Origin of the sequence: Paraburkholderia acidipaludis NBRC 101816 (assembly GCF_000684975.1) — a bacterium.
Lineage (GTDB): Bacteria > Pseudomonadota > Gammaproteobacteria > Burkholderiales > Burkholderiaceae > Paraburkholderia > Paraburkholderia acidipaludis.
The window spans coordinates 146,886-171,882 of record NZ_BAXZ01000007.1; the positions used below are offsets into that span (position 1 = coordinate 146,886).

Annotated in this window: 21 protein-coding genes; 15 read left to right on the forward strand and 6 right to left on the reverse strand. The window is 67.1% G+C overall.

The window, feature by feature from the left end; all coding sequences use genetic code 11:
* Positions 1-12: 12 nt before the first annotated feature.
* Positions 13-423: a LysR substrate-binding domain-containing protein gene (locus tag BAC01S_RS33795; protein WP_245616565.1), complete on the reverse strand. Its 411-nt coding sequence runs from the start codon at positions 421-423 to the stop codon at positions 13-15.
* Here BAC01S_RS33795 and aguB point away from each other — a divergent pair.
* The 8 genes from aguB to BAC01S_RS31015 all read left to right on the forward strand — a co-directional run bounded on the left by aguB (position 391) and on the right by BAC01S_RS31015 (position 13,995).
* On the forward strand, positions 391-1,206 hold the full coding sequence (gene aguB / locus BAC01S_RS31000; protein ID WP_043201901.1) for an N-carbamoylputrescine amidase: 816 nt from the start codon (positions 391-393) through the stop codon (positions 1,204-1,206). The genes BAC01S_RS33795 and aguB overlap by 33 nt on opposite strands.
* A 163-nt stretch (positions 1,207-1,369) precedes the next feature.
* A complete protein-coding gene (locus BAC01S_RS11055; protein WP_027794820.1) occupies positions 1,370-1,780 on the forward strand; it encodes a hypothetical protein in 411 nt (136 codons plus the stop codon).
* A gap of 208 nt (positions 1,781-1,988) precedes the next feature.
* A complete protein-coding gene (locus tag BAC01S_RS35790; protein ID WP_156954387.1) occupies positions 1,989-2,114 on the forward strand; it encodes a twin-arginine translocation signal domain-containing protein in 126 nt (41 codons plus the stop codon).
* Between the two features lie 494 nt (positions 2,115-2,608).
* Positions 2,609-4,249 (forward strand): acyl-CoA synthetase, encoded by a 1,641-nt coding sequence (locus tag BAC01S_RS11065; RefSeq protein WP_027794822.1) that lies wholly within the window; start codon positions 2,609-2,611, stop codon positions 4,247-4,249.
* Positions 4,250-4,565: 316 nt separating this feature from the next.
* Positions 4,566-5,912, forward strand: coding sequence for an efflux RND transporter periplasmic adaptor subunit (locus BAC01S_RS31005; RefSeq protein ID WP_043201962.1), 1,347 nt, complete (start codon positions 4,566-4,568; stop codon positions 5,910-5,912).
* An 18-nt stretch (positions 5,913-5,930) separates the two neighbouring features.
* Positions 5,931-9,095 carry an efflux RND transporter permease subunit gene (locus tag BAC01S_RS31010; protein WP_043201904.1) on the forward strand — a complete coding sequence of 1,055 codons (3,165 nt, stop codon included), beginning with the start codon at positions 5,931-5,933 and terminating at the stop codon, positions 9,093-9,095.
* Positions 9,092-12,406, forward strand: a complete 3,315-nt coding sequence (locus BAC01S_RS11080) for an efflux RND transporter permease subunit (protein WP_027794823.1) — start codon at positions 9,092-9,094, stop codon at positions 12,404-12,406. The genes BAC01S_RS31010 and BAC01S_RS11080 overlap by 4 nt, the downstream gene beginning before the upstream one ends.
* Positions 12,403-13,995 (forward strand): efflux transporter outer membrane subunit, encoded by a 1,593-nt coding sequence (locus tag BAC01S_RS31015; protein ID WP_407667919.1) that lies wholly within the window; start codon positions 12,403-12,405, stop codon positions 13,993-13,995. The genes BAC01S_RS11080 and BAC01S_RS31015 overlap by 4 nt, the downstream gene beginning before the upstream one ends.
* A 92-nt stretch (positions 13,996-14,087) precedes the next feature.
* Here BAC01S_RS31015 and BAC01S_RS11090 read toward each other — a convergent pair whose 3' ends face one another.
* Positions 14,088-14,537, reverse strand: a complete 450-nt coding sequence (locus BAC01S_RS11090; RefSeq protein ID WP_027794824.1) for a tautomerase family protein — start codon at positions 14,535-14,537, stop codon at positions 14,088-14,090.
* Between the two features lie 136 nt (positions 14,538-14,673).
* On the opposite strand from BAC01S_RS11090, the gene BAC01S_RS11095 reads away from it, so the two are divergent.
* A complete protein-coding gene (locus BAC01S_RS11095; RefSeq protein ID WP_027794825.1) occupies positions 14,674-15,279 on the forward strand; it encodes a TetR/AcrR family transcriptional regulator in 606 nt (201 codons plus the stop codon).
* A gap of 27 nt (positions 15,280-15,306) precedes the next feature.
* Here BAC01S_RS11095 and BAC01S_RS11100 read toward each other — a convergent pair whose 3' ends face one another.
* Positions 15,307-15,705, reverse strand: a complete 399-nt coding sequence (locus BAC01S_RS11100) for a PRC-barrel domain-containing protein (RefSeq protein WP_027794826.1) — start codon at positions 15,703-15,705, stop codon at positions 15,307-15,309.
* 65 nt (positions 15,706-15,770) lie between these two features.
* On the reverse strand, positions 15,771-16,211 hold the full coding sequence (locus BAC01S_RS11105) for a PACE efflux transporter (RefSeq protein WP_027794827.1): 441 nt from the start codon (positions 16,209-16,211) through the stop codon (positions 15,771-15,773).
* Positions 16,212-16,305: 94 nt separating this feature from the next.
* Here BAC01S_RS11105 and BAC01S_RS11110 point away from each other — a divergent pair, with 94 nt between their 5' ends.
* Together BAC01S_RS11110 and BAC01S_RS11115 are read left to right on the forward strand one after the other, a co-directional pair.
* On the forward strand, positions 16,306-17,202 hold the full coding sequence (locus BAC01S_RS11110) for a LysR family transcriptional regulator (RefSeq protein ID WP_027794828.1): 897 nt from the start codon (positions 16,306-16,308) through the stop codon (positions 17,200-17,202).
* Between the two features lie 104 nt (positions 17,203-17,306).
* Positions 17,307-18,020 carry a dienelactone hydrolase family protein gene (locus BAC01S_RS11115; RefSeq protein ID WP_027794829.1) on the forward strand — a complete coding sequence of 238 codons (714 nt, stop codon included), beginning with the start codon at positions 17,307-17,309 and terminating at the stop codon, positions 18,018-18,020.
* A 3-nt stretch (positions 18,021-18,023) separates the two neighbouring features.
* Here BAC01S_RS11115 and BAC01S_RS11120 read toward each other — a convergent pair whose 3' ends face one another.
* Positions 18,024-18,959, reverse strand: a complete 936-nt coding sequence (locus BAC01S_RS11120; RefSeq protein WP_027794830.1) for a LysR family transcriptional regulator — start codon at positions 18,957-18,959, stop codon at positions 18,024-18,026.
* A gap of 103 nt (positions 18,960-19,062) precedes the next feature.
* On the opposite strand from BAC01S_RS11120, the gene mdlC reads away from it, so the two are divergent.
* The 4 genes from mdlC (at position 19,063) to BAC01S_RS11140 (ending at position 24,116) form a co-directional block, all read left to right on the forward strand.
* Entirely contained in the window at positions 19,063-20,697 is a 1,635-nt protein-coding gene (mdlC, locus tag BAC01S_RS11125) for a benzoylformate decarboxylase (protein WP_027794831.1), read from the forward strand.
* Positions 20,698-20,740: 43 nt separating this feature from the next.
* Positions 20,741-22,192 (forward strand): aldehyde dehydrogenase, encoded by a 1,452-nt coding sequence (locus tag BAC01S_RS11130; protein ID WP_027794832.1) that lies wholly within the window; start codon positions 20,741-20,743, stop codon positions 22,190-22,192.
* Between the two features lie 282 nt (positions 22,193-22,474).
* Positions 22,475-23,242 carry a bestrophin-like domain gene (locus BAC01S_RS11135; protein WP_027794833.1) on the forward strand — a complete coding sequence of 256 codons (768 nt, stop codon included), beginning with the start codon at positions 22,475-22,477 and terminating at the stop codon, positions 23,240-23,242.
* A gap of 169 nt (positions 23,243-23,411) precedes the next feature.
* The gene (locus tag BAC01S_RS11140; RefSeq protein ID WP_027794834.1) at positions 23,412-24,116 is read left to right on the forward strand and encodes a glutathione S-transferase N-terminal domain-containing protein; all 705 of its coding nucleotides are present in this window, start codon (positions 23,412-23,414) and stop codon (positions 24,114-24,116) included.
* A gap of 98 nt (positions 24,117-24,214) precedes the next feature.
* Here the strand turns inward: BAC01S_RS11140 and BAC01S_RS11145 are convergent, their stop codons facing one another.
* Positions 24,215-24,985 (reverse strand): SDR family oxidoreductase, encoded by a 771-nt coding sequence (locus tag BAC01S_RS11145; RefSeq protein WP_027794835.1) that lies wholly within the window; start codon positions 24,983-24,985, stop codon positions 24,215-24,217.
* Positions 24,986-24,997: the final 12 nt, after the last annotated feature.

The window sequence follows — 24,997 nt, forward strand, 5'->3', positions numbered from 1 at the left end:
CCGTGCGCGGCGTTACCGTATGGCCCGGACCGGCGCCGCCATCACGGCCGCCACGCGCGCTTCGTCGTCGGCGAGCCGCGCCTGCAGCATCTCGATCAGTCTCAGGACCTTCGTCGAGCCGCGCCGGCTCACGGGATACACCGCGCAGACCTGCTCTTCGCCGAAGCAAGGACAACTGAATACCCAGTCGGTCAGGAGCGGCACCAGAGCGCCGCTCTCGAGTTCCGGCACGACGCTCCAGTGGAGACACGGCAGAATGCCCGCCCCGCCGATCGCCGCGGCGCGTGCGAGATCGTAGCTGTCCGTAATGATCGAACCGCGCGGCTCGATCGTCGCCGTCTCTTGCCGCGCGCCTTCGCGCGCGAAGCGCCAGACGCTGGAGAGCGCCGGATGCCGGTAGGCGATGCACGCGTGGCGCGCCAACTCGTGCGCGAAGCGGCGCGCGCCGGCGCGCAGATCGTCCTGCTGCAGGAACTGTTCGAAACGCCGTACTTCTGCATCGACCCGAACCCCGCGCATCTCGCGCTCGCCCGGCCCTACGAGAACCATCCGTGGCTTGGGCGATTCGCGGCGCTCGCGCGCGAACTCTCCGTCGTGCTGCCCGTGAGCTTCTTCGAGCGCGCGGGCCAGACCCAGTTCAATTCGATTGCGATCTTCGACGCCGACGGCGCCGCACTCGGCGTCTATCGCAAGACGCATATTCCCGACGGCCCCGGCTACACCGAGAAATACTATTTCACGCCCGGCGACACGGGCTTCAAGGTCTGGGATACGGCGTACGGGCGCATCGGCGTCGGCATCTGCTGGGACCAGTGGTTCCCCGAATGCGCGCGCGCCATGGCGCTCGCCGGTGCGGAAATCCTCCTCTATCCCACGGCGATCGGCAGCGAACCGCATGACGCCTCCATCGACTCGCGCACGCACTGGCAGAACGTGCAGCGCGGCCATGCCGCCGCAAACGTGATGCCGCTCGTGGCCAGCAACCGCATCGGTACGGAAACCGGCGAGACGGGCGCGATCACGTTCTATGGCAGCTCGTTCATCGCGGGACCGGACGGCGAAAAGATCGCCGAATGCAATCGCACGGAGGCGGGCATCATCACCGCCGCGTTCGATCTCGATGCGCTCGCGGCAAAGCGGCGCGCGTGGGGCGTGTTCCGCGACCGGCGGCCCGCATGCTATGGCGCGCTGACCACGCATGGATAGAAGCCGTGCGCGATGACGGACCTGCGCAAGGCACTCCCTGCCCCCGCTTCAGCCAGTCACGGCGAAGCGATGCTCGCCCTGCTGCGCAGGCCCTCCGGAACTCGAATGCTAGACTGCAGGCACGCCACCCTCTGCGCCGCGCTTCGAGTTACGGGAAACGGTCATGCCGTACCACACCTCAACCGGAAGCACCGCAAGTCAACGCCTCCTTGCCGCCCTCGGGGCGCTGCTGCTCGTTTGCGCGCCGTTGCCCGCCTTGTCGGCCGACACCGGCCTGCTGCACGGCACGCCGCTCAGCAAGCTCGACCGGCCGGATCTCGATGCGCTCGAAAGTACCGTGCTGGTCGTGCTGAACACGAGAAACGACGGGGAAACGAGCCGTTGGACCAATAACGGCTCGGACAACCGGCCCACAGTCAGCGCGACGCTAACCCCCGAAGGCACGACGATCAAGCATCGCAGAACCTGCCGGTTCGTCGCCATCACGGTCAATACCGCCGGCAAGACGGGCCAGTTGCGTCCGCAATACTGCCGGACCGGCGACGCTTCATGGGAGCGCCAGAAGGCGGAGTGAATCCGCCGGCGCCCCGCCTCCTTCCATTGCCCTTTGGGGCAAGCGCGTTGCCCAGACTCCCAATAGTTTCGCGTCGGTCGCTATGAGAAAACGACCGCTATCGGCATTCGATCATGAAGCACGCGGCCATAGCTCACGCGCCCGGGCCGCCTGTTCGTCGAGCGTCGAGCGTCGATCAAACGTCGTTATCAAACACCTGGAGGTGGTCGTGTCCCACCCCGAAGATCCCGCAAAGACCGGCGGCCGTAGAACCTTTCTGAAGAACGTCGCGGTGGCCGGCGTGGCGACCGGTCTGTCCAGCGGCGTCGGCGAGGCGGCCACGCTTCCATGGTGAGCCTCGACGATCGAGCGCACGATGGACAAGCCCAGCCCCATGCCTTGCGGCTTGGTCGTATAGAACGGCTCGACCCGCGACACCCATATGCGATTGTTTTTCAGGCGCGTATCCGGCGCCATAGGGGGTAGGGGCAAGCCATCTGCCCTTTCGGGCAAGCGCCGGGCGAGCGTGTAGCGCATCGCCTCTCCGATTGGATAGGTGCGCGAGGGAACAGCACGCGCTACAGTTTCTTCGAGGGCTCCCCCCCGTGCCCTCGTCAGGTCTCCTTAAACCTCAGCCCGCCTGCGCGGGCTATTTTTTTGCTTGTCGCAGGACACCGTGGAGCACACGAGCATTCGCGCGAGGGCCTGGCCACTGCGCGAATCCTCCCCGCCGGCCAGACGCACCGGCGCCACCCTGCCTCGCTGCGCTATATTGGATGCCGATTCGGGGCCCATCGGTCACCCATTGGCGCGGCGGCTCGCCAGCGCACTCACGGAAGCGGAGCAGGCATGCATCTGGAAGGCCAAAGCTGGAACAGCGTCACGCAGGCATTCGAATGGCGGATTCCCGCGCGCTACAACATCGGCGTGGATGCGTGCGACAAGTGGGCCGACGGCAGCGGCCGGCTCGCGCTGATTTTCGAAGACGCCGGGGAACAGGCCACGCGCTACACGTTCGACGAGCTGAAGACGCTCTCCGACCGCTTCGCCAACGTGCTGCGCGCGCACGGCGCGCAGCGCGGCGACCGCGTGGCGGTGTTCCTGCCGCAAGCCCCCGAAACGGCCATCGCCCATCTCGCGATCTACAAGGCGGGCCTCGTGGCCGTGCCGCTCTTCGCGCTGTTCGGCGTCGATGCCATCGAACACCGCCTCGGCGACAGCGGCACCGTCGCGCTCATCACCGACACCGCGGGCCTCGGCAAGCTGGCCGAAATCCGCGCGGCGCTTCCCGCGCTGCGCGACGTCTGGCTCGCCGATGCCGATACCGGGGCGCCGCCGCCCGGCACCCACGCGTTCTGGACCGACCTGAACGCCGCTTCACCCGATTTCACGCCCGTCGACACCAGCGCCGACGATCCGGCCATCATCATCTACACCTCGGGCACGACGGGCAAGTCGAAGGGCGCGCTGCACGCTCACCGCGTGCTGCTCGGGCATCTGCCGGGCGTCGAGGTCTCGCAGCAGGGCTTTCCGCACGGCGCGCGGCTCATGTGGACACCCGCCGACTGGGCCTGGATCGGCGGCCTCTTCGACGTGCTGCTGCCCTCATGGCATCACGGCGTGCCGGTGCTCGCGCGGCGCTTCGCGAAGTTCGACGGCGAGGCGGCGTTCGACCTGATGGCGCGCCACGGCGTCACGCACACCTTCCTGCCGCCCACCGCGCTCAAGATGATGCGCGCGGTCGAGCGCCCCGAGCGCTGGAACCTTACCCTTTCTTCCGTCGCGAGCGGCGGCGAGTCGCTGGGCGCGGAGCTGATTGCGTGGGGCCGTGGCGCGCTGGGCGTGACCATCAACGAGTTCTACGGGCAAACGGAATGCAACGTCGTGCTCTCCTCGTGCGCGGCGCTCTTCGACCCCGTGCCCGGCGCGATCGGGCGCGCGGTGCCGGGTCACGACGTCGCCATCGTCGACGACGCGGGCCGCGTCCTGCCCGACGAGACAATCGGCAACATTGCCGTCGGCGCGCCCGACCCGGTCATGTTCCTCGGCTACTGGCGCAACGAGGCCGCCACGCGCGAGAAATTCCGCGGGCGCTGGCTCCTGACCGGCGATCAGGGCACGCGCGACGCAGCGGGCTACTTCCGCTTCGTCGGCCGCGACGACGACGTCATCACGAGCGCCGGTTACCGCATCGGCCCGGGCGCGATCGAGGACACGCTCATGAAGCATCCGGCCGTCTGCATGGCGGCGGTGGTCGGCGCGCCGGATGCGGCGCGCACCGAGGTCGTCGTGGCTTTCGTTGTCCTCAACGCAGGCTATACCGGCGACGAGGCGCTCGTGCGCGAGATCCAGCAGCACGTGCGCACGCGTCTCGCCGCGCACGAATACCCGCGCCAGATCCGCTTTGTCGAGAGCCTGCCGCTCACGGCCACCGGCAAAGTGATGCGCCGGACCTTGCGCGGCCAGCTCGCCGATCCATCGGTCTCCTAGCTATTGTCCGAAACGTCGCGGTCACACCGCGCGCGCTTGCTGACAGGCCTGCCAGTTTTGTGTCAACTTTGACTCAAAACGTAACCAAACATGTCAGGAAAGGCTTCCTGTAACGCAACAAAACCTTTCATATACCTAACGTTTCGAAATCCGTATCAGACCTGGTTAGACTTGCACACTCTGCCGTCTACGCGCAGCCTGCCAACGCAGGCGGCTCGCGCGTCGAGGCAACCCATGACCGTTCACTGACCGTTGACCCACGGAGGCAAGCGTGAGCGACGCGCCCAACCAGCCCCAGACGCCCAATACGTCGAATATGTCGAATACCACCTCGGCCACGCCACCCAATACGCCATCTGCGCCGCCGCAAGGCCAGCCGCCGCGCAAGCGCCGCGGCCCGATCGTGCTCGTGATCATCGTGATCGTGCTGGTGGGGCTCGTCGTCCTGCACCTGCTGCGCGGCAAGAAGCCCGAGCGCGCCCCCGGCGCGCAGGTGGTGACGGTGGCCACGGCCGCGCTCGGCACGATGCCGGAGACGATCACCGCGCTCGGCACGATCACGCCGCTCGCCACGGTCACGGTCCTGCCGCAGTTGAGCGGCTACCTCACGGCCGTGGGCTACCACGAAGGCCAGGACGTCGAGAAAGGCCAGTTCCTCGCGCAGATCGACCCGCGCCAGTACGAGATCAGCAAGGAGCAGGCGGAAGCGCAGCTGGCCAAGGATGCGGCGTCGCTGGCCCAGGCGCGCGCCGACCTCGCGCGCTACACGATCCTGAACGAGCGCAAGTCGATCGCCGAGCAGACCTTTACCGACCAGCAGTTCCTCGTCCAGCAGGACGAAGCGGCCGTGAAGTCCGACAAGGCGAACATCGCCCAGTACGAGCTCGACCTCATCTATTGCCACATCACGGCGCCGGTCTCCGGCCGCATCGGCCTGCAGCTCGTCGATCCGGGCAACTACGTGACCGCGTCGAGCTCGCCCGGCATCGCGGTCATCACGCAGATGAAACCCACCACCGTCGAATTCCCGGTGCCGCAGAACCTGCTCGACAGCGTGATGCAGCGTTTCGGCACGGGCGCGACGCTGCCCGTCACGATCTACAGCAGCGACAACTCGAAGCAGCTCGCCACCGGCGCGCTCTACGCGATCAGCAACCAGATGGCCACGGCCACCGGCACGGTCACGCTGCGCGCGAAGCTGCCCAACGACGACGAATCGCTCTACCCCAACGAGTTCGTGAACGTGAAGCTGCTCGTGGACACCCTGCAGAACGCCGTGCTCGTGCCCACGCCGGCCGTGCAGACCGGCGCGCCCGGCGACTATGTCTATCTCGTGAACGACAACGATACGGTCTCGGTCCACAAGGTCACGCTCGGGCCGAGCGACGGCAAGAACACGGTGATCGCCTCGGGTCTGACGGCCGGCCAGCGGGTGGTGACCGACGGTCTCGACCGCCTCTCGGACGGCGCGAAGATCCGCCCGTCGACCGGCCGCCCCGCGGCGGCGAGCGGCGCAAGCGACGCGAGCGGTGCCGGCGACGAGGAATCGAGCGCAGCCGCGGCGGGCGCCTCGGGCGCAAGCGGCGCGCACGCGCACCACGGCCACCACGCGCACGGCGCGTCGAATGCCTCGGGCGCGCCTGCGGCGTCGCAGGCCTCGTAAGCTGCGGACCCGGTGCCGATGAATATTTCCCGCCTGTTCATTCTTAGGCCGGTCGCGACCTCGCTGCTGATGATCGCGATGGTGCTGGTCGGCCTTGTCGCGATGAAGTTCCTGCCGGTCTCGTCGCTGCCTTCGGTCGACTACCCGACCATCCAGGTGCAGACCTTCTACCCGGGCGCGAGCCCCGACGTGATGGCCACCACGGTCACCGCGCCGCTGGAGGTGCAGCTGGGCGAGATCCCGGGCCTCCAGCAGATGGTCTCGTACAGCTCGGAAGGCGCGTCGATCATCACGCTGCAGTTCGACCTCTCGCTGAACCTCGACGTCGCCGAGCAGAACGTGCAGCAGGCCATCAACGCGGCCAACAGCTACCTGCCGAGCGGCCTGCCCGCCCCGCCGACGTATGCGAAGGTCAACCCGGCGGACCAGCCGATTCTCACGCTCGCGGTCACGTCGAAGTCGATGTCGCTCACGCAGCTGCAGGACGCGGCCAACAACCGCCTCGCCACGAAGATTTCCGAAGTGCAGGGCGTGGGTCTCGTCAGCACGGCGGGCGGCAACGTGCCGGCCGTGCGCGTGGAGGCCGACCCGCAGAAGCTGGCCGCCTACGGCCTGAACCTGGACGACCTGCGCACGCTGCTCGCCAACGTGAACGTGAGCCAGCCGAAGGGCAACTTCGACGGCCCCGACCTCGACTACACGATCAATTCGAACGACCAGATCTCGGACCCGAACGACTACCTGAACACCGTGATCGCATACCAGAACGGCGCGCCGGTGTTCATGCGCGACGTGGCGAAGGTGAGTTCGGCGGCGCAGGACGTGGAACGCGGCGCCTGGTACAACCACGCGCCCGCGATCGTGCTGAACGTGCAGCGGCAGCCGGGCGCGAACGTGATCGCCACGGTCAACCAGATCATGAAGCAGCTGCCGCAGCTCGAAGCGACGCTGCCGGCCGGCATGCAGGTCACGGTCGTCTCGAACAGCGTGGGCGTGATCCAGGCCTCGGTGAAGGACGCGGCGTTCGAGCTCGTGCTCGCCGTCGCGCTCGTGGTCGCGGTGATCTTCGTATTCCTGCGCAACGTGCCGGCCACCATCATCCCGAGCATCTCGGTGCCGGTCTCGCTGATCGGCACGCTCGCGCTGATGTACGAGCTCAATTACTCGATCGACAACCTCTCGCTCATGGCGCTCATCATCGCCACAGGCTTCGTGGTGGACGACTCGATCGTGATGATCGAGAACATCGTGCGCTACCTCGAGGAGGGGGAAAAGCCGCTGCAGGCCGCGTTGAAAGGCGCCGGCCAGATCGGCTTCACGATTCTCTCGCTGACCATTTCGCTCATCGCCGTGCTGATCCCGCTGCTCTTCATGGGCGGCGTGATCGGCCGGCTCTTCAGCGAGTTCGCCGTCACGCTCGCGGTGACCATCGTGCTCTCCGCGGTCGTCTCGCTCACGGTCGTGCCGATGATGTGCGCGCGCATCCTGCGCGCCCAGGCCCAGCGCCATCCCAGCCGCTTCGAGCGCATCAGCGAAGGGCTTTTCGACAAGACGCTCAACGCGTACGAGCGCGGCCTGCGCTGGGTGCTGGACCATCAGACGCTCACGCTCTTCGTCGCGGTGGGCACGATCGTGCTGACGCTCGTGCTCTACGTCGTGATTCCGAAGGGCCTCTTCCCCGTGCAGGACGTGGGCGTGCTCCAGGGCATCAGCGTGGCCGACAATTCGGTGTCGTACTCGGCCATGGTGCGGCACCAGTCCGATCTCGCCGAGGCCATCCTGAAGGATCCGGACGTCGTCTCGCTCACTTCATACGTGGGCATCGACGGCGTGAACAACACGCTCAACAACGGCCGCTTCCTGATCAACCTGAAGCCGCGCGACGACCGCTCCGAAACCGCCGAGGAAATCGGCCGGCGCATCCAGCAGGAAACGGCGAAGGTGGCGGGCATCCGGCTCTACATCCAGCCCGAGCAGGATCTCACGCTCGACACGACGATCTCGCGCAATCAGTACAACTTCGTGCTGCGCGGCCCGAACCAGGCGGCGTTCAACCAGTACGTGCCCGCGCTCATCGCGCGCATGAGGCAGATCCCGTCGATCACGGACGTCACGAGCGACCTGAACTCCGAGGGCCTCTCCGTGGACGTCGAAGTGAACCGCCAGCTCGCGGCGCGCTACGGCATCACGGCGGCGACCATCGACAACGCGCTCTACGACGCGCTCGGCCAGCGCATCGTCTCGACGATCTTCGAGCAGTCGGACCAGTACCGCGTGATTCTCGTCGCCAAGCCCGAGACCATACCGACCGTCGATTCGATCGGCGACATCTATCTGCCGAGCCAGACGAGCAGCGCGGGCCAGGTGCCGCTCAAGGGCATCGCGACCATCCGCATCACGCACTCGCCGCTGATGCTGAGCCACCTCGCGCAGTTCCCGGCCGTCACGATCTCGTTCAACCTCGCGAAGGACGCCTCGCTCTCCGCCGCCATGAGCGACATCCGCAAGGCCGAGGCCGCTATCAAGCTGCCGCCGTCGATCACCTCGTCGTTCCAGGGTGCGGCCGCCGCGTTCGAGGACTCGCTCTCGAGCGAGGTGTACCTGCTGATCGCCGCGCTCGTGGCCGTCTACATCGTGCTCGGCGTGCTGTACGAGAGCTACGTGCATCCGGTGACGATCCTCTCCACGCTGCCCTCCGCCGGCATCGGCGCGCTGGTGGCGCTGATGATCGCGGGCAGCGACCTCGACGTGATCGGCATCATCGGCATCGTGCTGCTGATCGGCATCGTCAAGAAGAACGCCATCATGATGGTGGACTTCGCGCTGGAGGCCGAGCGCGTGCACGGCAAGCCGCCGCGCGAGGCGATCTTCGAGGCGTCGCTCTTGCGCTTCCGCCCGATCCTGATGACGACGCTCGCGGCCATGCTCGGCGCGCTGCCCATGCTGCTCGGCTCCGGCACGGGCTCGGAGCTGCGCCGCCCGCTCGGCCTCGCGATCATCGGCGGCCTCACGCTTTCCCAGGTGCTTACGCTCTTCACGACGCCCGTGATCTATCTGTTCTTCGACCGTCTCGCGCAACGCTTCGGCCGCAAGCCGAGCCACGGCCAGCCGCACCCGGGCGATGACGAAGGCGTGCCCGGCGCCGGCGCAGGCACGCCGAACGCACCCGAGGGCACCTCGTGAATCTTTCGGCGCTCTTCATCCGGCGGCCGGTCGCGACCTCGCTCCTCGCGGTCGCGATCCTGATCTCGGGCATGCTGGCGTTCTTCCAGCTGCCGGTCGCGCCGCTGCCCAACATCGCCTTTCCGGTGATCGTCGTCCAGGCGACCATGGCGGGCGCGAGCCCCGAGATCATGGCATCCACCGTGGCCGAGCCGCTCGAGCGGCGGCTCGGCACGATCGCGGACGTCAACGAGCTCACGTCGACCAACTCGGTGGGTTCGTCGATGATCGTGATCCAGTTCGGCCTGAACCGCGACATCAACGGCGCCGCGCGCGACGTGGAAGCGGCGATCCAGGCCGCGCGCGCCGACCTGCCCACGACGCTGCGCAGCAACCCCACGTACCGCCAGTACAACCCGGCGAGTTCGCCGATCATGGTGCTCGCGCTCACCTCGGACACGCTCACGAAGGCGCAGCTCTACGACTCCGCCGACTCGGTCATCCAGCAGCAGCTCTCGCAGGTGGACGGGGTGGGCGAAATCACGCTCGGCGGCGGCGCGCTGCCTTCGGTGCGCGTGGAACTGCAGCCGGGCAAGCTCAACAACTACGGCATCGGTCTGGAGGACGTGCGCGCGGCCATCGGTGCGGCCAACGCGGACAGCGCGAAAGGCCACATCGATCAGGGCGACCAGCGCTACGAAGTGACCTCGAACGACCAGATCACCAAGGCCGCGCCGTACCGCGACATCGTGGTGGCCTACCGCAACGGCGCGGCCGTCCTGCTGCGCGACGTGGCCAGCGTGATCGACTCGAACGAGAACATCCGCAACGCGGGCCTCTACAACGGCAAGTCCGCCGTGCTCGTGATCGTCTACCCGATGCCGAGCAGCAACATCGTGCAGACCGTGCAGCAGATCAAGGACCGGCTGCCGTCCATCGAGGCCGCCCTGCCCTCGTCGATCAAGGTGCATGTCGCCATCGACCGCTCCGAGTCGGTGAAGGCCTCGGTGGACGACACCGAGCGCACGCTGTTCATCGCGGTGCTGCTCGTGATCGGCGTGGTGTTCGTGTTCCTGCTCTCGCCGCGCGCCACGCTGATCCCGGCCGTCGCGCTGCCGCTCTCGATCATCGGCACCTTCGGCCCGATGTATCTGATGGGCTACAGCATCGACAATCTCTCGCTGATGGCGCTCACCATCGGCACGGGTTTCGTGGTCGACGACGCCGTGGTCGTGCTGGAGAACATCGTGCGCCACATCGAAGCCGGCATGGCCCCGAAGGACGCCGCGATGCGCGGGGCCGGCGAAGTGGGCTTCACCGTGGTTTCGATGAGCCTTTCGCTCATTGCCGTGTTCCTGCCGATCCTGCTGATGCCCGGCATCGTCGGCCTGCTGTTCCACGAATTCGCGGTCACGCTTTCCATCGCGATCGTCATCTCGCTCGTGGTCTCGCTCACGATCACGCCCACGATGTGCGCCTACGTGCTCGCGCGCGGGCAGGCCAGGCAGTCGTCGGCGCGCTGGGCCGTGTGGATCGAGTCGCAGTTCGAGCGCTTCAAGAACGCCTACTCGCGCTCGCTCGACGTCGCGCTCAATCACAAGGTACTCGTCATCCTCGTGCTGTTCGCCCTGCTGTTCGGCAACGTGTTCCTCGCGCGGCTGTTGCCCGGCACGTTCTTCCCGGAGCAGGACACGGGCATCCTGATCGGCCAGATCATCGCCGACCAGAGCATCTCGTTCACGGCGATGGAGAAGAAGCTCGCGCAATTGCAGGAGATCGTGCAGAAGGACCCGGCCGTCGCCTCGGTGGCGGGCTTCACGGGCGGCCGCGCGCTCAACACGGCGAACGTGTTCGTCGAGCTCAAGCCGCTCGCGCAACGCCGCCTTTCGGCCACCGAGGTCGTCAACCGGTTGAGGCCCAAGCTCAATGCCGTCTCCGGCGCGCGTCTCTTCCTGCAGGCGCAGCAAGATCTGCATATCGGCGGGCGGCAGTCGGCGGCGGAGTACCAGTACACGCTCACGAGCGAGGACGCCGACGCGCTCTTCAAGTGGGTGCCGAGGCTCGTCACCGAGCTGGGCAAATATCACGGCCAGTTGACCGACGTAAACTCGGACCTCCAGCAGAATGGCCTGCAGACCTACGTCACGCTGAGCCGCACGACGGCCAAGCGCTACAGCTTCGATCCGAACCAGATCGACAGCGTGCTCTACGACGCTTTCGGCCAGCGCACGGTCTCGACGATCTACAACCCGCTCAACCAGTACTTCGTCGTGATGGAAGTCGCGCCGCAGTACTGGCAGTACCCGCAGTCGTTCAACCAGATCTGGCTCTCCGCCGCGGCCGGCAACGCGAGCGGCACGGAGCAGACGCAGATGTCGGGCAGCCTGGTCACGGGCGTCACGACGCCGGTGGCGGTCGGCACGACGTCGAGCACGTCGAGCAGCACGAACGCGCTGAACGCGAACGCCGAGGCCAACCAGCTCACCAACAGCATCTCGAACAGCAAGGGCGGCAGCTCGAGCGGCAGTGCGGACAGTACCGCGGCCGAAACCATGGTGCCGCTCCTCGGCATGATGAACTGGACGACGGGCCACACCGCCACCCAGGTGAACCACCAGAGCGGCATGGTGGCCGGCACGGTCTCGTTCAACCTGCCCGCCAACGGGTCGCTCAGCGTGGCGGCCGCGACCATCGAGAAAGCCCAGAGCGACATCGGCATGCCCGCTTCGGTGCACGGTTCGTTCGCGGGCGCGGCGCAAGCCTACGCGCAGTCGATGGGCACCGTGCCGCTCCTGATCCTTGCGGCGCTCGCGGTGGTGTACATCGTGCTGGGCGTGCTGTACGAGAACACCATCCACCCGCTCACGATTCTTTCGACGCTGCCTTCGGCCGGCATTGGCGCCGTGCTCGCGATGCTGATCTTCGGCACGCCGTTCTCGGTGATCGCCATGATCGGCATCATTCTGCTGATCGGTATCGTCAAGAAGAACGGCATCATGATGGTGGACGTGGCCATCCAGCTCCAGCGCAACGAGGGCATGGAGGCGCGCCGCGCCATCCACGAGGCGGCCGTGGTGCGGCTGCGCCCGATCATGATGACCACCGCCGCCGCCGTGCTGGGCGCCGTGCCGCTCGTGCTCGCGCTCGGCCAGGGCGCCTCGCTGCGCCAGCCGCTGGGCGTGACCGTGATGGGCGGCCTGCTCCTCTCCCAGATCTTTACGCTGTACACCACGCCCGTGATTTACCTGTTCCTCGACGGCCTGCGCGCGCGGCTCGCGCGCTGGGCGCGAAACCTGCCCTGGAACCGCCAGGCCGATGAGAGCGCATCATGACGAAGACATCCCGCATGCGGACACCCCCCGCCTTTCCCCGCGCACGCACCGCGCTGCGCCTCCTTCCTCTCGCTTTCGCCGTGTCGGTCACGCTGCTCGCGAGCGGCTGCATGGTCGGCCCCGACTATCACCGCCCGCAGGTCGCCGTGCCCGCTACGTGGAAGGAACTGCCGGGCTGGACCCAGGCCGAGCCCAACGCCGCGGGCCCGAAGGGCGACTGGTGGACGGCGTTCAACGACCCGATGCTCGACGAGCTGGAACCGCTCGTCGCGGTCTCGAACCAGACCGTGAAGCAGGACTACGCGAACTACCAGGAGGCGATTGCCGAAGTGCGCGTGGCCCGCGCGAGCCTCTTCCCGACGCTCGGCATCAACGGCTCCGCCACGCGCGAGCGCGCTTCCACGGGATCGCTCAGCGGCGTGAGCGGCTTCAACACGGGTGCGCGCGTCGTCAATGCCGGCACGCTCGAAGGGAGCGCCAGCTGGGATCTGGATGTCTGGGGCCAGGTGCGGCGCCAGGTCGAGGAAAGCTCGGCGACGGCGCAGGCCAGCGAGGCGACGCTCGCCAACGCCACGCTCTCCGAGCAGATCGCGCTCGCCAACGCCGTGATCGACCTGCGCACGACCGACGCCGACATCGACCTGCTCACGAACACGGTCGAGGCCTACAAGAAGTTCCTGCGCGTCGTGGCCGACCAGGATCAGGCGGGCACCGTCGCGCCGTCCGATCTCGTTTCGGCGCGCACGCAGCTGGAAAGCGTGCAGGCCAGCCTGATCGCGCTCGGCGTTTCGCGCGCGCAATACGAGCACGCGATCGCGGTGCTGGTCGGCCGCAATCCCGAGGACATGGCCATCCCTCACAGCGAGCGTCTGCCGGCCTTGCCGACGATCCCGGCGGGCGTGCCCTCCACGATCCTGCAGCGCCGCCCGGACGTCGCCACGGCCGAGCGGCAGATGGCCTCCGCGAACGCGGCGATCGGCGTGGCGGTAGCGGCCTACTATCCGTCGATCTCGCTTTCCGCGCTCGACGGCTTCACGCAGTCGCCGCTTTCGGGGCTTCTGCACATCAGCAATTACGTGTGGTCGCTCGGCGCGAGCGCCTCGGAAACGATCTTCGACGGCGGCGAACGCAGCGGCGAAGTGGCTGCGGCACGCGCGAGCTATGACGCGGCCGTCGCCAACTATCGCGGCACGGTGCTCTCCGCGTTCCAGAACGTGGAGAACGATCTTTCCGGCCTGCGCATCCTCGCGCAGCAGTCCGAAGCGTTGGACGCCGCCGTGCGCGATGCCATCCACGGCACGGAGATCGCGCAGAACGAATACGAAGCGGGCACCGTCGACTACACGACCGTCGCGACGGCGCAGGCGACGCAGCTGACCGATCAGCAATCGGCGCTGAGCGTGCAGCAGTCACGGCTGCTCGACTCGATATCGCTGATTGGCGACCTGGGCGGCGGATGGACCGGCGTGATGCACGAACCGCTGCATCCCGACCGCGCGGACCCGAGCGCGAACGCGGCGGCCAGCGCGCCGATGGGTGCGACCGCGCAAGAGGCGAGCCGCACGCAAACGGGGGCGACGAATCCTTGATGGGCCGCTAAATTCAAAAGCCCGCTTTTGTGAACTGCCCCCCAAGAACGGCACGGATCAGGGGATATTCGCGTCCAGTACGATCGCCTTGGTCATGCCGCCCCGGAACCTGCCTTGCTCTTTCCGGCCGCAGCACCTATCGCACCGGCCAATCCCGCATTGTCATAGGCGCGCCCCGCGATGCCCCATGCGCCATCCGCCGCATAGACCACATTGACCCAGATACGGTCGCGCGCGAGCCGCCCTTCCGCCGCCCGCTCGACCACCTCCGTCGCTCGTTCGACGAAGCGCTGCTTCGCCTCGGGCGTCGCCAGCGCCACGGCAGGCAGCTTGAGCTCGACGAAAGCCGCCGCGCCCGCCTTGCCGCCCGCAAACACACGTCCGGGCGGCACCGCGTTCAGCGTGCCGACCACGTTCGGCTCCATGAATGCATTCCCCTCCAGTTGCTCGATTTCCAGCAGAGCTTCGGTCAATGCGGCAAACACCCGGGCTTCGGCTGCGGGTGCGAGCAAACCCTCGGCTACGGTCAACGTAATCGGCATGGCAATTCCTCTTCCGGTAAGTGAGTAAGCCAACGGGAACTCAGGTCGTGATATAAATACTGATCACTCTCTATAGAATAGATACCAATCACTCTTTATGCAAGATAAAGAGTGATCACTCCGAAAGAGGCCGTCCATGCGTTATTCCGCCGAGCACAAGAACGAGACCCGCGCCCGCATTCTCGAAGCCGCCAGCCGGCTGTTCCGCGAGGAGGGCTACGGCGGTTCGGGTATCGGTCCGCTGACAAAAGCCGCTGGCGTGACCAACGGCGCGTTCTACGGACATTTCAAATCGAAGAGCGAGGCGTTCCGCAACGTCGTGCTCGCGGGAATCGGGCAGCTGAGGGATGGCGTAGCGTCATTGCGGGCCGCCCACGGCACGCGCTGGCGACGGCCGTTCATCGACTTCTACCTGGGGCCGCGGCGCACCTGCAAGCTCGGCGAGAGCTGCGCGTTGCCGAGCCTCTCGCCGGAAGTGATGCGCGCCGACGACGAAACGCGCACCGCCTACGAAGAGGAACTGCTGCGCCTCGTGGGTGAAGTGTCGGCGGGACTCGACGATCTGCCCGCCGCCGGCCGCGACGACCGTGCAATCGCATTCCTCGCGCTGCTCTCGGGCGGCGTGACGCTGGCGCGCGCCGTCCGTGATCCGGCGCTTTCGGAGCGAATCGCGAAAGCCGTCGGCCGCTACGCGACGGCGATGACCGAGCCCGAAGACACGGCGCCCAGGCGCAAGCGGTAACCCGTCGTCCGGACCTCGCGAGGTCCGCTAGTCGTTAGCGTAGTGGAATTCGGGCATCGACTTGAGCGTGGACTTGTCCGCCTGCAGAACGATCTGCCGGCTGCTGATCTGCAATTCGTTGAACGGCACCGCAACAAGGTGCTTGCCCATGCCGAGGAACCCGCCCACCGAGAGAATGGCGAACGCCCCCTGGTCGGGCGGCACGAGAACGATGTCGTCCACGGTGCCGATCTTCGTGCCGCTCGTGTCGTACACGTCGGCGCCATCGAGCTTCGAGGCGCGGTAGCCCGTGCCCGACTGAACGGTGGCGACGCGCTGCACGGCGATCGACTGTGGCGCGCCTTGCGCATGCACGAGGCCTGCGGCGCCCAACGTCGAGGCGAGCAGCGTCGCCGCAGCCAGCTTTGCTGCCTTTGCGGTCATCATGGTGCTCTCCCTGTTCTGGTTTGACCCGGAAAACCGGGCAGCAAAGCGCATGCCCGCTCGGAGCTTCAGGGTTCGCACGGCGCCGCCGGCAGCGCCGACGCGGGCAGGCCGAACAGATAATCGAAACCGAGGTTATAGAGGTAGGCGTAGACGAGGAAGAACACCGTCAAGCCGATATCCATGACGAAAGCCTCGACCAGCGTAATGCGCAGCATCCACGCGAACATGGGCACGAGCATCAGCACGAGGCCGCCTTCGAAGCCCACCGCATGCGCGATACGCCGCACCACACTCCGGCCGCGCTTCGTCTGCCGCGCTTCCCAGCGCTCGAACATCGTGTTGTAGACGAAGTTCCACGCCGTAGCGATCACCGACGAGAGCACCGCCGCCACCGCCGCCCGGTTAAAACCGCTCCCGGCGATCGAAGCGAAGCTCGTGCCCGTCACGAGGATGGCGAGACCCTCGAACACGGTGACATAGACGATGCGGCGTTTGAGACCTTGCATGGCGCCTCCTGCGCGAGTCGGAACGGCCTTGATCCTCTCACGGGAAATCTGATACAACCAGTCAGCTTCTTTCAAAAAAACTGAAGGGTTGGCAATGAGCTTCCACTCGGACAATGTGGCCGTCTTTCTTGCCGTGCTCGATCACGGGTCGTTCTCGGCGGCAGCCCGCGCGCTGGGCAAAGTGCCTTCCGCGGTGAGCATGACGATCGCGAACCTCGAAGCCGCGCTCGACCTCGTGCTGTTCGAGCGCACGGGCCGCGAGCCCGTCCCCACGGCCGCTGCCCGCGCGCTGGAGCCGCGCGCGCGCCAGATCGCGCTGCAACTGAGGCAACTCGACGTGCACGCGCTCGCGCTGCACGCCGGGCTGGAAAAGACGCTCGCCATCGCCGTGGCGCCGGAACTGCTGGCCGCGCCGTGGAGCACGCCGCTGCAGACGCTGGCTCACGAGTTTCCCGCGCTGGAGGTGAACATCGTATCGGCGCCGCAAACGCACGCCATGCGCATGCTCCACGAGGGCGCCGTGCAGCTCGCGCTGGTGTTCGAGCGGCCCGGTCTCGATGCGCGCGAGGGCTTTCAGGAACTGAGCAGCGAATTGCTGGTGGCCGTGGTGTCGCCCGATCACCCGCTCTATCAGCCCGACCAGAGCTGCGTGAGCCACGAAGACCTGATCGCGGGCCGGCAGATCGCCGTCGCGAGTCATGCGGACAGCCGGCTCAACAACCCCACGCTCGTATCGCGCACCACGTGGCGCACGGACAGCCATCTCGCCACGCTGGGCCTCGTCCAGGCCGGGCTCGGCTGGGCTTACCTGCCGCGCGCGCTCGTGCTGCCGCTGCTCGCCACGGGCGCGCTCGTGGAGATCGTGCTCGAGAACATGAGCAACGAAATCCGCCTCTGGGCCGACATCGTCTGGTCGACGGAGCGCCCGCTCGGGCTCGCCGCGCGGCGCTACGTCGAACTGATGCGCGAAGGGCGCAAGACCGGCACCTGACACGCGGCGCGATTCTCTCGGCCCGACACGGCAAAGCCGCGGCGCAAACGCTATGCTACGGCTTTCGCCCAACCGGGCCACGACCGACCGCTAGAGGAATCGCCATGAAACAGCCCGCCGGATCCATGATCACCTTCACCCGCCCCGACGGCCAGACGCTGCAGGGCTATCTCGCCCGCCCCGAGAAGGCCGAGGGCGCGCCGGCCATCGTCGTGATCCAGGAGTGGTGGGGATTGAACGACCAGATCCGCGGCGTGGCCGACCGCCTCGCCCAGTCGGGCTACCTCGCGCTGGTTCCCGATCTCTACCGCGGCAAATCCACGGTCGAGGAAGAGGAAGCAAGCCACCTGATGAACGCGCTCGACTTCGCCGACGCTGCCTCGCAGGACGTGCGCGGCGCCGTGGACTACCTGAAGACCTTGACCGACCGCGTCGGCGTGAGCGGCTACTGCATGGGCGGCGCCCTGACGCTGCTGGCCGCAAGCCAGATCCCCGGCCTCGCGGGTGTGGTGGTGTGGTACGGCTTCCCGCCGCTCGAATACATCGACGCCACGAAGATCACCGCGCCGGTGCTCGGTCACTGGGCCACGCAGGACCAGTTCTTCAAGACCGAAGGCGTCGACGCGCTGGAAACGAAGCTGCTCGAAGCCAAGGTCGATGTCGAGTTCCACCGCTATCTCGCGCACCACGCGTTCGCCAACGAGACCGCCGTGGGCCCGAGCCGCATCGCCGCCACGCAGTACGACCCGGTCTGGGCGCAACTGGCCTGGGATCGCACGCTCACGTTCTGGGGCAAGACGCTCTGGCCGCGAGGCTGAGCCTCACTGGTCACGCGGGGCCGGCCCCGTTGACTGCCCCGCCGCCGTCAACCGCCGCAGCTCTTCCAGCAGCTTCACCGCCGGGCTCGGCAGAATGCCGTCCCGGCGCCGGAAGGCGGTGAGCGTGCGCCGCCCTTCCACGCCCGGCAGTTCGAGCGTATCGAACACCCCCGCCTTGCTTTCCGTCGCGTACATGGGCGTCGCCATCCAGCTCAGGAAGCGCGAACTCGCCACGAGGCTCTTCAGCACGGTGATCGAGCGCGTCTCGACCACCACGTTCGGCAAGCCCAGGCCCTGTTCCGCGAACACCTGCTGCATGTGCTCGAAGGGCGCCGTGCCGCGCGGCGGGATTGCCCATTGTTCGTCGAGCGTGTCGGCCAGCGTGAGGCCCGGCTTGCGGCGCAACGGATGATCGAGCGCCGCCACGACATAACTCAGATCCTCCCAGCGACAATCGCCGATCGCGGCGATCTCGTCGGTATCCGGCACCGCCATGCTGAGCGCGAGGTCGATCTCGCGGCGCACCAGGGCGTCGGCAAGACGGTCCCACACCCCTTCGATAATTTCCACCCGCAGCTTGGGCCACTTCTGCAGCACACCGCTCACGGCGAGCGGCAACACATGGCTCGCAATGCTGCCCACCGCGCCGCAGCGGATCGTCCCGCGCGCGAGGCCGCGCATGGCGTCGATTTCCTCGCGGGTCTGCTCGGCCTCGCGCAGCAAGAGGATCGCGTGCGGCAGCAGCGCATCGCCAACGGCCGTGAGCTGCATGCCGCGCGAATGGCGTTCGAAGAGCGGCGCGCCCACCTGGTCTTCGAGCCGGCGGATCGCCCGGCTCAGCGCGGGCTGCGTGACGTGCAGCGTATCGGCCGCGCGCCCGAGGCTGCCGGCCGATACGATCGTGGCGAAGGCATGCAGTTGCTGAAGATTGAAAGTCATGCCTGAAGGTAATGCCTTTGGGCAGAACCGGCAATTTCGGATTACCCCGAGCCTCGCGATAATGCCCCATCGGCACAACGCGCCCCGTACAAGGAGACACCCAATGGCAGGCAGTGCGCCTCAACAGGACAAACCGGCTGACACCGCGCAGGGCAGGACCGTGCGCGACGCCGTGATCGACTTCGCACGCCGTGTCGGCATGACGTCGATCTTCGCGAACCCCGGCTCGACCGAGTTGCCGATGTTCCGCGATTTCCCGGCCGATTTCCGTTATGTGCTGGGCCTGCACGAGGCGGTCGTCGTCGGCATGGCCGACGGCTATGCCCAGGCGAGCGGCCGCACGGCGCTCGTAAACCTGCATTCGGCGGCCGGCGTCGGCAATGCCATGGGCAATATCTTCACGGCGTTCCGCAACCGCACGCCGCTCGTCATCACCGCCGGTCAGCAGGCGCGCTCGATCCTGCCGTTCGACCCGTTCCTCGCCGCGACCCAGGCGACCGAGCTGCCGAAGCCCTATGTGAAATGGAGCATCGAGCCCGCGCGCGCCGAAGACGTCCCGCTCGCCATCGCGCGGGCCTGGGCAATCGCCATGCAGGAGCCGCGCGGCCCCGTGTTCGTCTCGATTCCCGTCGACGATTGGGACCGGCCGTCCGCGCTCGTGCCCGAGCGCGAGGTCGCCCATGTCATGCGGCCCGATCCGGCGATGCTCGCGCGCATCGGCGCGCTGCTCGATGCGTGCGAGCGGCCCGCGTTCGTGGTGGGCGGGGCCGTGGACCGCGCGCACGCCGTCGAGGACGTGGTTCAACTCGCCGAGCGGCATCGCGCGCGCGTCTACGTCGCGCCCATGACGGGACGCTGCAGCTTTCCGGAAACCCATCGCCTCTTCGCCGGCTTCCTGCCCGCCATGCGCGAGCGCATCGTCGAAACGCTCGGCGGCCACGATCTCGTCTTCGCACTCGGCGCACCGGCGTTCACTTACCACGTGGAGGGGCGCGGCCCGCATGTGCCGCCCGGCGCGCCGCTGTGCCAGTTGATCGACGATCCGGGCACGGCTGCGTGGACGCCGCAAGGCCTGATCGCCGTCGGCAATGTGCGGCTCGGCGTGCGCGACCTGCTCGCGCGCCCGGCGCCTCGCGAGCGTGCCTTGCCCGCACCGCGGCCGACGCCGCCGCGTGCGCTGCCGCCGTCCCCTGGAGAACGCATGTCGGTGGCATTCGCGTTGCAGACGCTCAACGAAGCGCGCCACAGCAACAACGGCAACGACATCGTTGTGGAGGAAGCGCCCAGCGCCCGCCCCGTCATGCAGACCTACCTGCCGATCGAGCGCGCGGGCGGCTTCCTGACCATGGACAGCGGCGGCCTCGGCTACGGCATGCCTGCCGCGGTGGGCGTGGCGCTCGCCACGCCTCGCAAGCGCGTGATCGCGCTGATAGGCGACGGCTCCAGCATGTACTCGATCCAGGCGATCTGGAGCGCCGCGCAGCTGCGCCTGCCCATCACTTTCGTTATCCTGAACAACACGCGCTACGCGGCGCTGCAGGATTTCGCGCCGGTGTTCGGTTTCGGCCCCGGCGATCCGGTCCAGGGCACCGACCTGCCGGGCCTCGACTTCGTCACGATCGCGGCCGGCATGGGCTGTCCTGGCGTGCGCGTAAGCGTTGCGTCCGAGTTGCACGGAGCGCTGCAAAACGCGCTCTCGTCGCCAGGGCCTGCGCTCGTCGAAGTGGTCGTCGCGTAACCCCGCTCTCTAATACCCATCACGATTATCGAGGAGACAAACCATGCAAACCGTAGCAATGCTGATCGACGGCGAAAAGGCGTCTGCGCGCGACGGCGCCACATTCGAGCGCCGCAATCCGCTGGACGGCACCGTTGCCTCACGGGCGCCCGCCGCTTCCGTCGAAGACGCGCGCGCTGCCGTGGATGCCGCCGCGCGCGCCTTCCCGGCCTGGTCGGCGCTCGGGCCCGGCGAGCGCCGTGCGCTGCTCACGAAGGCCGCACACGCGCTCGAAGCAAAGGCCGATGCGTTCGCGGCGGCCATGGCGGCCGAAACCGGCGCCTCGGGCCTGTGGGCCGGCTTCAACGTGCATCTCGCGGCCCAGGGTCTGATCGAGGCCGCCGCCATGACCACGCAGATCGGCGGCGAGCTGATTCCCTCCGACGTGCCCGGCAGTCTCGCGATGGGCGTGCGCCAACCCGCCGGCGTCGTGCTCGGCATCGCGCCATGGAATGCGCCCGTGATCCTCGCCGTGCGCGCCATCGCACTGCCGCTCGCGTGCGGCAATACGGTCGTGCTGAAGGGCTCGGAAATCTGCCCCGCCACGCATGGCCTCATCGTCGAAGCCATGCAGGAAGCCGGCCTGCCGCGCGGCGCCGTGAACTTCGTGACGAACGCGCCGGCGGACGCCGCTCGCATCGTGGAGGCAATGATTGCGCATTCCAAGGTGCGGCGCGTGAACTTCACGGGCTCCACGCGCGTCGGCCGCCTGGTGGCGGAGCAATGCGCGCGCCATCTGAAGCCCGCCGTGCTCGAACTGGGCGGCAAGGCGCCGCTCGTCGTGCTCGACGACGCCGACCTCGACGCCGCAGTCAATGCCGCCGTCTTCGGCGCCTTCGCGAACTCGGGGCAAATCTGCATGTCGACCGAACGCATCATCGTCGACGAATCGATCGCCGACGCCTTCGTCGACAAGCTGGCCGCGCGCGCCCGTGCACTGCCGCTCGGCGATCCGCGCAAGGGGCCGGTCGTGCTCGGCTCCGTGGTCGACATGAGCACGGTCGAACGCTGCAATGCGCTGATCGACGACGCGCTGGCGAAAGGCGCGACGCTCGTATGCGGCGGCAAGGCCGACACCACGCTGATGCCGGCGACGCTGCTGGACCACGTGACGCCCGAGATGCGCATCTACCACGACGAATCGTTCGGCCCCGTGAAGCCCATTGTCCGCGTGCGCGGCGAGGAAGCCGCGATCGCCTGGGCGAACGACAATCCGTATGGGCTCTCCTCGGCCGTGTTCAGCCGCGACAGCGCGCGGGCGCTCAACGTGGCGCGGCGCATCGAATCCGGCATCTGCCACATCAATGGGCCGACCGTGCACGACGAAGCGCAGATGCCGTTCGGCGGCGTCAAGGACAGCGGCTTCGGGCGCTTCGGCGGCAAGGCAGGCATCGCCGAGTTCACCGAACTGCGCTGGATCACGCTGCAGACCACGCCGCGTCATTACCCTTTCTAAGGAATGCAGATGGTTCGGGCCCGCCAATGGACACGCCACAGCACACGCCAGAGCAGCTTCAACGGCATGTGCGTGTGATCGATATTCAGGATGACTTGCCGACATACCGCGATGGCTGGGATGGCCCGACCTGCGAAGCCTCATAGCCTCCTGGCCTTATAAGCACCCAGGCACCCGTCATCTCGAATTTCAAATAGAATCGGCTTCGCCTTGTGCCGGATATATGCCTGGTTCGGCGGCGAAACCGACACCAGGCGCCCTCTTCCACCTGGAGCCGCCGCAATGGCACAACTCGTCGATCATCCCGCGTTCCTTTTCGTCACGCTGATCGTCCTGCTTTCCGCGGCCGCCGCGCTCGGGGCTGTCGTGCTGCACCGCTTCCATCCGCTCCATGAGGAAACCCGCGAAAACTACAACGTCGTGCAGGGCGCCACGCTCACCCTGCTCGCGCTGCTGATCGGCTTCACGCTTTCGATGGCAGTCGGCCGCTACGACCAGCGCAAGAACTACGAGGAAGAGGAAGCCAATGCGATCGGCACGGAATATGTGCGCGCCGATCTGATCGGCGGCGCGGGATCGGCGAAGGTGAAGGCCCTGCTCGCGCAGTACCTGGCGTTGCGCATCGAGTACTACACGACAAGCGATGCAAAACAACTGGAAGCGATCAACAACAAGACTGCCGACCTCCAGGGCCAGCTCTGGGCAGGCGCGCGCGACGCGGCTGCGGCACAGCCCAATCCCATCACGGCGCTTGTCGTGGCCGGCATGAACGATGTCCTCAACACCCAGGGCTATACCCAGGCGGCCTGGCTCAATCGCATTCCGGCATCGGCCTGGGGGCTCATGCTGCTGATCGCCTTCTTCAGCAACCTCATGCAAGGCTATGGCGTGCGCGGAGAAACCGGCCGGCGCGTGCTGCTCGTCATCCTGCCCATCACCGTTTCGCTCTCGCTTTCGCTGATCGCGGACATCGACAGTCCGCGCGGCGGCCTGATTCGCGTGGTGCCGCAGAATCTGCTCCTCGTGCAGCAATCGATGCCGCCGAGCTGAGGGCGGCGCGCCCGGGAACGTGCGGTTGGTGCTGCGTCAAAGCGCAGCGTTTCGTAACCTCCGTTCAGCCGGGAACGCTATCTGCCGCCCGGCGCACACTCGCCATTTCCTCTAAACTGGCCAACCCGGCCAATTCAGGCCAGCAAGCTATCAGCAACAGGATGCCCGCATGAACGACCTTTCCGCCTTCCCCATCACGCGCAAGTGGCCGGCCCGGCATCCCGACCGCATCCAGCTCTATTCGCTGCCCACGCCCAACGGCGTCAAGGCCTCGATCATGCTGGAGGAAACCGGGCTGCCCTATGAAGTGCATCTGGTGCGCTTCGACGCCAACGACCAGATGACGCCCGAGTTCCTTTCGCTCAATCCCAACAACAAGATTCCCGCGATCCTCGACCCCAACGGCCCCGAAGGCCGGCCGCTCGCCCTGTTCGAGTCGGGTGCGATCCTCATTTATCTCGCCGACAAGTCCGGTCAGTTCCTCGCTCAGGCAGGCAACGAGCGCTACGAGACCATCCAGTGGCTCATGTTCCAGATGGGCGGCATGGGTCCGATGTTCGGTCAGGTGGGCTTCTTCCACCGTTTCGCCGGCAAGGAGTACGAGGACAAGCGTCCCCGCGACCGCTATGTCGCCGAGTCGCGCCGCCTGCTCAACGTGCTCAACGAGCGCCTCGCGGGCCGCGCATGGATCATGGGCGAGCACTACACCATTGCGGACATGGCCACGTTCCCGTGGGTGCGCAATCTGATCGGCTTCTATGAAGCAGGCGATCTGGTCGGCATCCAGGACTTTCCGCACGTCACGCGCGCGCTCGAAGCATTCGTCGCGCGCCCGGCAGTCGCGCGCGGACTGAACATCCCGCCGCGCGGCTAAGCGGCGCCCGGCGCTTCAAGCCTCGTTCTGCGCGAGGCTCGAAGCGCCCGGTTCAGGCAAGCCGCAACGGCCATCACCCTCGTCCGCAATACGCGGGCTTACACCGACTTCACCTCGCCGCCGTCCATGCGCAGCGTCGACCCCGTCATCCAGTGCGCCGCCGGCGAGACGACGAACGCCATCAGTTCGGCAATCTCCTCGGGCATACCGTAGCGGGCAATACCCGCTTCCGCCGGGAATCTGGCCGTGGCCTCCTCCACCGTCATATCGTGCAGCGGCGCCCAGTGTTCGAGATACGAGCGACGCCGCCCCGTCATCACCGGCCCGGGCAGCACGCTGTTCACCTGCACGCCGTCCGCAATGCCGCGGTCGGAAAACGCTTTCGCCAGCGCCACGATGGCAGCGTTGATCGTGCCCACGGCGGCATACGGCGCCTTCGGGAACAGCGCGGAATTACCGGACATCAGCACGACCGAACCTGATGCCGCCTTCAGCGCCGGCCACGCCGCAATCGTGAGACGCCGCGCGCCATGCAGCTTCAGCGCCAGCCCTCGTTCCCACTCGTCGTCGGTCATCTCGAACACGTCGATCTGCGGGACCGCGCCGGCGATGTTGAGCAACGCGTCGATGCGGCCAAACGCCGCCAGCGTGCGGTCGACAACCTGCTGGGCCGCCTCGGGATCCGCGAGGTCGAGTTCGATCACGAGCGCCTTGGCCCCCGCGCGCTCCACCTCGCCCGCCGTTTCTTCCAGGTTCGCCCGATTGCGCGCGACCAGCGCGACGGCGCCGAAGTCCCGCGCCAGCCGGATTGCAGTTGAACGGCCGATTCCCTGGCTCGCACCCGTGACAATGGCAACTCTCGTGGACATCACTCTCTCCAT

Coding starts and splice junctions, on each gene's coding strand:
- aguB (WP_043201901.1), top strand. CDS start 391: ATGCCGGTAGGCGATGCACGCGTGGCGCGCCAACTCGTGCGCGAAGCG.
- BAC01S_RS11055 (WP_027794820.1), top strand. CDS start 1,370: ATGCCGTACCACACCTCAACCGGAAGCACCGCAAGTCAACGCCTCCTT.
- BAC01S_RS11065 (WP_027794822.1), top strand. CDS start 2,609: ATGCATCTGGAAGGCCAAAGCTGGAACAGCGTCACGCAGGCATTCGAA.
- BAC01S_RS31005 (WP_043201962.1), top strand. CDS start 4,566: ATGTCGAATACCACCTCGGCCACGCCACCCAATACGCCATCTGCGCCG.
- BAC01S_RS31010 (WP_043201904.1), top strand. CDS start 5,931: ATGAATATTTCCCGCCTGTTCATTCTTAGGCCGGTCGCGACCTCGCTG.
- BAC01S_RS31015 (WP_407667919.1), top strand. CDS start 12,403: ATGACGAAGACATCCCGCATGCGGACACCCCCCGCCTTTCCCCGCGCA.
- BAC01S_RS11090 (WP_027794824.1), bottom strand. CDS start 14,537: ATGCCGATTACGTTGACCGTAGCCGAGGGTTTGCTCGCACCCGCAGCC.
- BAC01S_RS11095 (WP_027794825.1), top strand. CDS start 14,674: ATGCGTTATTCCGCCGAGCACAAGAACGAGACCCGCGCCCGCATTCTC.
- BAC01S_RS11100 (WP_027794826.1), bottom strand. CDS start 15,705: ATGATGACCGCAAAGGCAGCAAAGCTGGCTGCGGCGACGCTGCTCGCC.
- BAC01S_RS11105 (WP_027794827.1), bottom strand. CDS start 16,211: ATGCAAGGTCTCAAACGCCGCATCGTCTATGTCACCGTGTTCGAGGGT.
- BAC01S_RS11110 (WP_027794828.1), top strand. CDS start 16,306: ATGAGCTTCCACTCGGACAATGTGGCCGTCTTTCTTGCCGTGCTCGAT.
- BAC01S_RS11115 (WP_027794829.1), top strand. CDS start 17,307: ATGAAACAGCCCGCCGGATCCATGATCACCTTCACCCGCCCCGACGGC.
- BAC01S_RS11120 (WP_027794830.1), bottom strand. CDS start 18,959: ATGACTTTCAATCTTCAGCAACTGCATGCCTTCGCCACGATCGTATCG.
- mdlC (WP_027794831.1), top strand. CDS start 19,063: ATGGCAGGCAGTGCGCCTCAACAGGACAAACCGGCTGACACCGCGCAG.
- BAC01S_RS11130 (WP_027794832.1), top strand. CDS start 20,741: ATGCAAACCGTAGCAATGCTGATCGACGGCGAAAAGGCGTCTGCGCGC.
- BAC01S_RS11135 (WP_027794833.1), top strand. CDS start 22,475: ATGGCACAACTCGTCGATCATCCCGCGTTCCTTTTCGTCACGCTGATC.
- BAC01S_RS11140 (WP_027794834.1), top strand. CDS start 23,412: ATGAACGACCTTTCCGCCTTCCCCATCACGCGCAAGTGGCCGGCCCGG.
- BAC01S_RS11145 (WP_027794835.1), bottom strand. CDS start 24,985: ATGTCCACGAGAGTTGCCATTGTCACGGGTGCGAGCCAGGGAATCGGC.